Annotated in this window: 5 protein-coding genes and 1 pseudogene; 3 read left to right on the top strand and 3 right to left on the bottom strand. The window is 57.1% G+C overall.

Translation table 11 applies throughout. The features are described 5' to 3' along the window. The 3 genes from pnp to deoC form a co-directional block, all read left to right on the top strand. The coding region (pnp, locus tag QVP03_RS05730; protein ID WP_288210666.1) for a polyribonucleotide nucleotidyltransferase at positions 1-1,253 on the top strand (1,253 nt) is incomplete at its 5' end. A 213-nt stretch (positions 1,254-1,466) separates the two neighbouring features. Beyond that, entirely contained in the window at positions 1,467-3,188 is a 1,722-nt protein-coding gene (locus QVP03_RS05725; protein WP_022332594.1) for a tetratricopeptide repeat protein, read from the top strand. Between the two features lie 142 nt (positions 3,189-3,330). After that, positions 3,331-4,209 (top strand): deoxyribose-phosphate aldolase, encoded by an 879-nt coding sequence (gene deoC, locus QVP03_RS05720; RefSeq protein ID WP_022332593.1) that lies wholly within the window; start codon positions 3,331-3,333, stop codon positions 4,207-4,209. A gap of 594 nt (positions 4,210-4,803) precedes the next feature. Here deoC and QVP03_RS05715 read toward each other — a convergent pair. The 3 genes and pseudogenes from QVP03_RS05715 to QVP03_RS05705 form a co-directional block, all read right to left on the bottom strand. Beyond that, positions 4,804-5,028 carry a hypothetical protein gene (locus QVP03_RS05715; protein WP_022332592.1) on the bottom strand — a complete coding sequence of 75 codons (225 nt, stop codon included), beginning with the start codon at positions 5,026-5,028 and terminating at the stop codon, positions 4,804-4,806. Then, positions 5,021-6,658 carry a S41 family peptidase gene (locus tag QVP03_RS05710; protein ID WP_022332591.1) on the bottom strand — a complete coding sequence of 546 codons (1,638 nt, stop codon included), beginning with the start codon at positions 6,656-6,658 and terminating at the stop codon, positions 5,021-5,023. Before QVP03_RS05710 ends, QVP03_RS05715 begins: the two co-directional genes overlap by 8 nt. Before the next feature lie 30 nt (positions 6,659-6,688). Then, a pseudogene (locus tag QVP03_RS05705) lies at positions 6,689-7,006 on the bottom strand (DUF3078 domain-containing protein); the annotation flags it as partial.

Genomic DNA, 7,006 nt, shown 5'->3' with positions numbered 1-7,006 from the left:
GCAAGACAGATGAGATCCGTCCGATCTGGTGCGAGGTGGGCTACCTGCCCGCAGCCCACGGCTCGGCGATCTTCACGCGCGGTGAAACGCAGTCGCTGACCAGCGTTACGCTCGGTACGAAACTCGACGAAAAAGTCAAGGACGAAGTGCTGGTACAGGGTACCGAGCAGTTCGTGCTGCATTATAACTTCCCGCCCTTCTCGACGGGCGAGGCCAAGGCCGCACGCGGCCTGAGCCGCCGCGAGATCGGCCACGGCCACCTGGCATGGCGCGCCCTGAAACCGATGGTTCCACTGGGTGAGGAGAACCCCTACGCCGTGCGTATCGTATCGGACATCCTCGAGTCGAACGGTTCGTCGTCGATGGCTACCGTCTGCGCCGGCACGCTGGCCCTGATGGACGCCGGTGTGAAACTCAAAAAGCCCGTCTCGGGTATCGCCATGGGGCTGATTTCCGATTCGCAGAGCGGCAAGTGGGCCGTGCTGTCGGACATCCTGGGCGACGAAGACCACCTGGGCGACATGGACTTCAAGGTGACGGGTACCAAGGACGGTATCACCGCCACGCAGATGGATATCAAGGTCGACGGCCTCTCGTACGAGGTGCTGGCCGCAGCGCTGGAGCAGGCCCGCAAGGGACGCCTGCACATCCTCGACAAGATCACCGAGTGCATCGCCGAACCGCGCGAGGACTACAAGCCTTTCGTACCGCGCATCGTACAGATCACTATCCCGCAGGATATGATTGGTGCCGTGATCGGCCCCGGCGGCAAGGTCATCCAGGACATCCAGAAGACCACGGGTACGACCATCACGATCACCGAGGTCGACAATAAGGGTATCGTGGACATCTTCGGCCAGGACAAGACCGCACTCGACGGCGCGCTGAACCGCATCAAGGCCATCGTTGCGATCCCGGAGATCGGCGAGACGTACCACGGCAAGATCCGTTCGATCGTCACCTTCGGTGCGTTCGTCGAGATCATGCCCGGCAAGGACGCCCTGCTCCACATCTCGGAAATCGACTACAAGCGCTTCGAGACCATGGAGGAGACCGGCCTGAAAGAGGGCGATGAGATCGACGTGAAGCTGATCGGTATGGATCCGAAGACCAACAAGCTCAAATTGTCGCGCAAGGTGCTGCTGCCCAAGCCCGAGGGTTATGTGGAGCGGGAGCGTCGTCCGCGTGGCGAGCGTCCCGAGCGCGGCGAACGCCACGAACGCCACGGACGTCCTGAACGCAAAGAAGAGTAAAACGACTGTTAATGTGATATTTTCGGGCGGAAAAGTACTGAAATTCCGCCTGAAATATTGCACAATTACCAAGAGTTTTCTATATTTGCGTTGTTCTGGCTGGGGAGTTGGAAGATGCAATACCGCGAATTCCGTACGAACCGGGCCGAAAGACAGATAAAAAGGCAAACATTTAAAATAAACACATTAAATTAACCGATTATGAAAAATCTAATGAAATTGAGCGTTGTGCTCGTAGCTGCCGCACTGGTATTCTCGAGCTGTAATTGCTTCAAGAAGATGGCCAAGAACCGGGATGACATCAACCTGACGGTTACCCCCGAGATTCTGACGCTGAACAACGGTATCGTTGCCGCTGACATCAATGTTACGTTCCCGGTTAAGTATTTCAACGCGAAAGCCGTTATCAAAGTAACTCCCGTGATCGTATTCGACGGTGGCGAGGTTGCCGGTGCCGCCAAATATCTCCAGGGTTCGAAAGTCGACGAGAACTACACGGTCATCGACAAGAAGAACGGAGGCAATTTCACGCAGCACGTAGAGTTCCCCTACGACCCCCGTATGGACAAGTGCGCCCTGCAGCTCCGCGCCGAGATCAAATGCCCGGGCGGCAAGTGCAAGGAATTCACGCTCGTGAACCTGAACACCGGCGCCATCCCGACCAAGGAGCAGGCTGCCGTGCTGGCCGGTAACGACGAGGCTGCCAAGGCCGCTCTGGCCAAGGAATTCGGCCTGACCGTAGCTTATGGTCTGAACACGCTCCAGAAGGATCTGAAATACTCCGACCTGATGGCTCCGATGGCCAACAACTACAAGAAGGTGACCACCGTCGTCGACAAGACCGATCTGCTCTATGCGATCAACTCTTCGGTCGTAACCAAGAAGAACGAGAAGAAAGCCAACCTCGACGCGTTCAAGGCTGACGTAGATGCCAAACTGCAGAACGACCGTGCTACGCAGAACATCGCCGTGAAGGGTTATGCTTCGCCCGATGGCCCCGTGAAATTCAACGACAAACTGTCGAAGTCACGCAGCGAGTCCGGTAAGAAAGTCGTTGCCAAGCTGCTGAAGGATTCGGGCCTGGACATCGACGCTGCCGCCTACGGTGAGGACTGGGACGGTTTCAAGGAACTGGTCGAGAAGTCGAACATCAAGGACAAGAACCTCATTCTCCAGGTGCTGAGCCTCTACAACTCGCCCGCAGAGCGTGAGAGTGAAATCAAGAACATGTCTTCGGTATTCAACGAACTGAAAGAGGAGGTTCTTCCCGAACTGCGTCGCTCGCAGATCGTGAACAGCACCGACATCCAGGGCAAGACCGACGCCGAGATCATGGCTGCGTTCCGCAACGGCCAGGAGCTGACCGTAGAGGAGTACCTCTATGCTGCCGAGACGCTGGCTAACGGTGCCGAGGAGCAGGTTGCTATCCTGACCACCGCTTCGAAGAAATACAACGACGCCCGCGTTTACAACAACCTGGGTATCGCACAGGCCAAGGCAGGCGACAAGGCTGCTGCGCTCAAATCGTTCGAGAAGGCTGCTAAGATGGATTCGTCGAGCGAAATCACCAAGAACCTCATCCTGGGCAACCTGGCCAACGGCAACACCGCCGAGGCTAAGAAGTATGCCAAGGCTGCCGATGCACAGGCCAAGGCTGCTATCGCTGCTGCCGAAGGCGACTACAAGGCTGCTGCCCAGAACCTCGACGGTTACAACGAGGCCGTGGCTCAGGTGATGAGCAACAACCTTTCTGCCGCCAAGCAGGCCATCTCCAAGGACAACTCGGCCGACGCCGACTACCTGCGTGCAGTTATCGCTGCCAAGGAGGGTGACCTGAAGACCGCAGAGGCCCAGCTGAAGAGCGCCGTTTCGAAGAACCCGAAACTGGCTCAGAAGGCTGCCAACGACATCAACCTGAAGGCGCTGAACAAATAATAGCCGTCAACCGATAAAAAGAGCCTGAACCCGGTGGTTCAGGCTCTTTTTTTGCAGGATAGCCGGTATGACGGGAAAAATTTACGGACGGGAACCGCGCGTATGAATATTTTTTCCTAATTTTGTAAAAACAGCGATTATTATGGAATACGCCAACCATCTGAACGAATATGCTCCCGCGTGGAGCGAAGCCCAGGTAGACCAGGAGGTCGCCCGCATCCGCGAAGCCGCGAAACGCAACCACAATACCGACGTGTACAAAATGTGCTACTCGGCTATCGACCTCACGACCCTGTCGTGCAACGACTCGGTGACTTCGGTCACGGAGTTTGCCCGCAAGGCTGCCGAGTTCTACCAGAAATATCCCCATATCCCCAATGTCGCTTCGATCTGTATCTACCCGGCATTCGTCGAGACCGTGGGGCTGGCTGTCGATGGCACTCCGATGCGCATTACGAGTGTGGGCGGCGGGTTTCCTGCAGCCCAGACCTTCCTCGAAGTGAAGGCCCTCGAAGTGGCGATGGCCGTGGAAAACGGCGCCGATGAAATCGACATCGTGCTCAATGTGGGGCGTATGCTTACGGGCGAATACGATGAGGCGGCGAACGAGGTCGAGGTGATCCGTTCCGAGATGGACGGCGACATCGTACTGAAAGTCATCATCGAGTCCGGGGCGTTGAAAACCCCCGACCTGATCCGCAAGGCATCGTTGCTGTCGATGTTCGCAGGTGCCGATTTCGTGAAGACCTCGACGGGCAAGATCGACGTCGCAGCGACTCCCGAGGCGGCGGTCGTCATGTGCCAGGCCATCCGCGATTACTATGCGAAGACCGGACGCAAGGTCGGATTCAAGGCTGCCGGGGGAGTCCGCACGGCCGAAGACGGCGCACTTTACTATACCATCGTTGAGGAGATTCTCGGTAAGGAGTGGCTTACGACCGACCTGTTCCGCATCGGTGCATCGTCCGCCGCAAACAATATCCTTTCGGCGATCGAGGGCAGGGAGATCAAATATTTCTGATCTTCGGAAGAGCCCAGGCCGTATACAGCAGTCCCGCAGGGCTGCTGTATTTTTTTGACGAATGAGTGAGCGATACGGCGGGGAAAATCATGCTATACGCTTTCGACTGTACGGGATGAGGTTGTTCAAATTCCTCCACACACGGCTTGCGACATCTGCGAGGCATTCCCGATGGCCAAAACCACCCCATCCCGAGGAACAATATCCCCGGCCGTCGGTGCAGCCCGGATTATTCATGCAAACGGAGGATGTACTTTGGCTGCCCGCGGCCGGGATATGTGCAGACCTCGCAGTCGCGGCCGAAAGGGACGGACTACCTATATAAATGCGGGAAACCGCCCGATACTGCATGTCCGTGTAGGGAAAGATATGGAATACGGCAGTCCGGACTCTTTGCAGGATTTCAGGTATACGGCAGGCAGCAGCCCCTGCAAGGGCTGCTGCCTGTTATGTGAATCCCGATCCGAAGTGATTTCGATCCGTTTTCCCCGGGAAAATAAATATTTTCCAGCAGATATTATCCGGTGTCAGGAATCGGTTATTTACGAAAGCCCTCCCTCGGGAGGTATTTCCCGTATGCTTTCCGGACAGGTATTACCGAATCGAATCGACCACCTCGACGGTTACCGAATCCGTCACTTCGATTTCACCCGCTACGGGTGCCGCCGGCTGGTCGGTGTCGACTGGCCCCGGGAAGGTTTGGTTTTCGATCTCGTCGCGCAATAACATCGACTGGAAGTTGTCGCGCCGGATGGCCGCAATGACGACGATGACGATCACCGCCACGGCCACGATAATACCGATGAGTTTTTTAATCATTTTTCTGTGTATCGTTTAATATCCCGATGGCACGCACCACCACGTTGTCGACGGGATAGATGTTGGCGTAGAAGCCATTGTCCTCCAGCGCCGTGTTGCGGCCGATATAAGCCCTCAGCTGGGCCTCGATCAGCTTTCGCGAGCGGGCGATGTCCCGGTAATCGGGAGCGACGCCCTTGCGTGCCGCATAGCGGATGAAATCCTCCACGAGGCCCTTGTCGCTGTCCAGCAACGCCTGGAGTTCGGGGATCGTCCTGACCTTGTTCAGAGCTTCGCGGTGACGGTCGGCATATTCGATCGTATAGCGGTAGAGGATGTTGCGCCCCGCCACCTCGACAAAATATTTCGTTACGTCGGTCGTATCGGCCGGCACGAAGACGTCGGGCATGATACCCCCGCCGCCGTAGACCACCTTCCCGCCCGGAGTCACCCGTTTGAGCGAATCCGCGAAGTGGATGCTGTCGGCCGAGAAGAACTCGTTGTTCTTATACCGGTTCCAGATGTCCTCTTCGTAACTTTCGTCGTCGCCGATCGTATAGGGTTTCTGGATCGAACGGCCCGTAGGCGTGTAGTAACGCGCCGTAGTAAGCCGCAATGCCGATCCGTCGCTGTACGGGATCTGACGCTGGACGAGTCCCTTGCCGAACGAACGGCGTCCAACAATCGTACCACGGTCGTTATCCTGCAATGCCCCGGCGAGGATCTCGCTCGACGACGCGCTGCCCTCGTCGATCAGCACCACAACATCCATGTCCTGTGCGGCGCCCGTGCCGTCGGCGTATTCGCGCAGTTGTTTGTGCTGGCGGTCTTCCGTGTAGACGATCAGCTGGTCTTTGTGCAGGAATTCGTTGGCGACCATGATGGCCTGGTCGAGGTAGCCGCCCGAGTTGCCCCTCAGGTCGAAGATAAGTTTGGTGGCGCCCTGCGCACGCAACGTGTCCAGCGATGCCTGCATCTCGTCGAAGGTCGTCCGTGCGAACTGTCCCAGCTTGATGTAACCGATGCCGTCGGCAATGCAGAACGCCGATTCTACGCTTTTGATCGGAATCTTGTCGCGAACGACGTCGACGCCCACCAGGTCGGAGATACCCTGGCGTCCCAGCCCGAGGTGCACGGTCGTGCCGCGCGGGCCGCGCAATTTCTTCACCACATCGCGCTGCGGGATTTTCTGCCCCGCGACGAGCGTGTCGTTGATCTCGATGATACGGTCGCCGGCCTTGATCCCGGCCTTGTCGCTTGGGCCCTGCGGGATGACGTTCAGCACGATCACCGTGTCGGTCGCCATGTTGAAGACCACGCCGATGCCGTCGAATTCGCCTTCGAGCGGTTCGTTGATCTCCTGCATCTCCGATGCCGGAATATAGACCGAGTGGGGATCGAGCTCCTTGACCAGCAGCGGGATGACGTGCTCGGCAAGCGAATCCATCGCCACCGAATCGACATATTGATTCTCGATCAGCGAAAGCGTATAGGTTAACTTGTTGGTGGGCAGTGCCATCTGGCGGAGCATGCCCTTGATCTCCGAAGTGGTGCTGTTGCGGCCCATGTACTGCCCCAGCAGCAGCCCCAACACAACACCCGCTGCCAGCAGCAGCGGGAAGAGGACGGTGTATTTCGAGTTCTTATACATTTGCGTGTCATACGCCGGCCGGCGGCCGGACTATTTTTGCGGTTTTTCCTTGTTCTTGAACGTATACGTCAGGCCGACGCTCAGCAGCGTGCGGGTCTGCACGTCGAGGTTCTGCGCCCGGTTGTAGTAAAGCTGGAAACTTAACGACGTGGAGAGGTATTTTGTTGCCTTGATGTCGATCGTATTTTCCCAGCGTACGATCGGGTGGATCGGCAGGCGGGGCTTGGTCTTGATGTCGCTGCCTTTCTCTACCCAGTCGTCATATGCAATCCGGTATTCGGAATAGTCGCTGATCTTGTTCTTCTGACCGATGTCCGTGATCCAGCCGTAGAAGGAGTAGAGCGTCGT

Origin of the sequence: Alistipes sp. CAG:29, assembly GCF_000435435.1 — a bacterium.
Lineage (GTDB): Bacteria > Bacteroidota > Bacteroidia > Bacteroidales > Rikenellaceae > Alistipes > Alistipes onderdonkii.
This window is presented reverse-complemented; position numbering and strand designations above follow the sequence as displayed.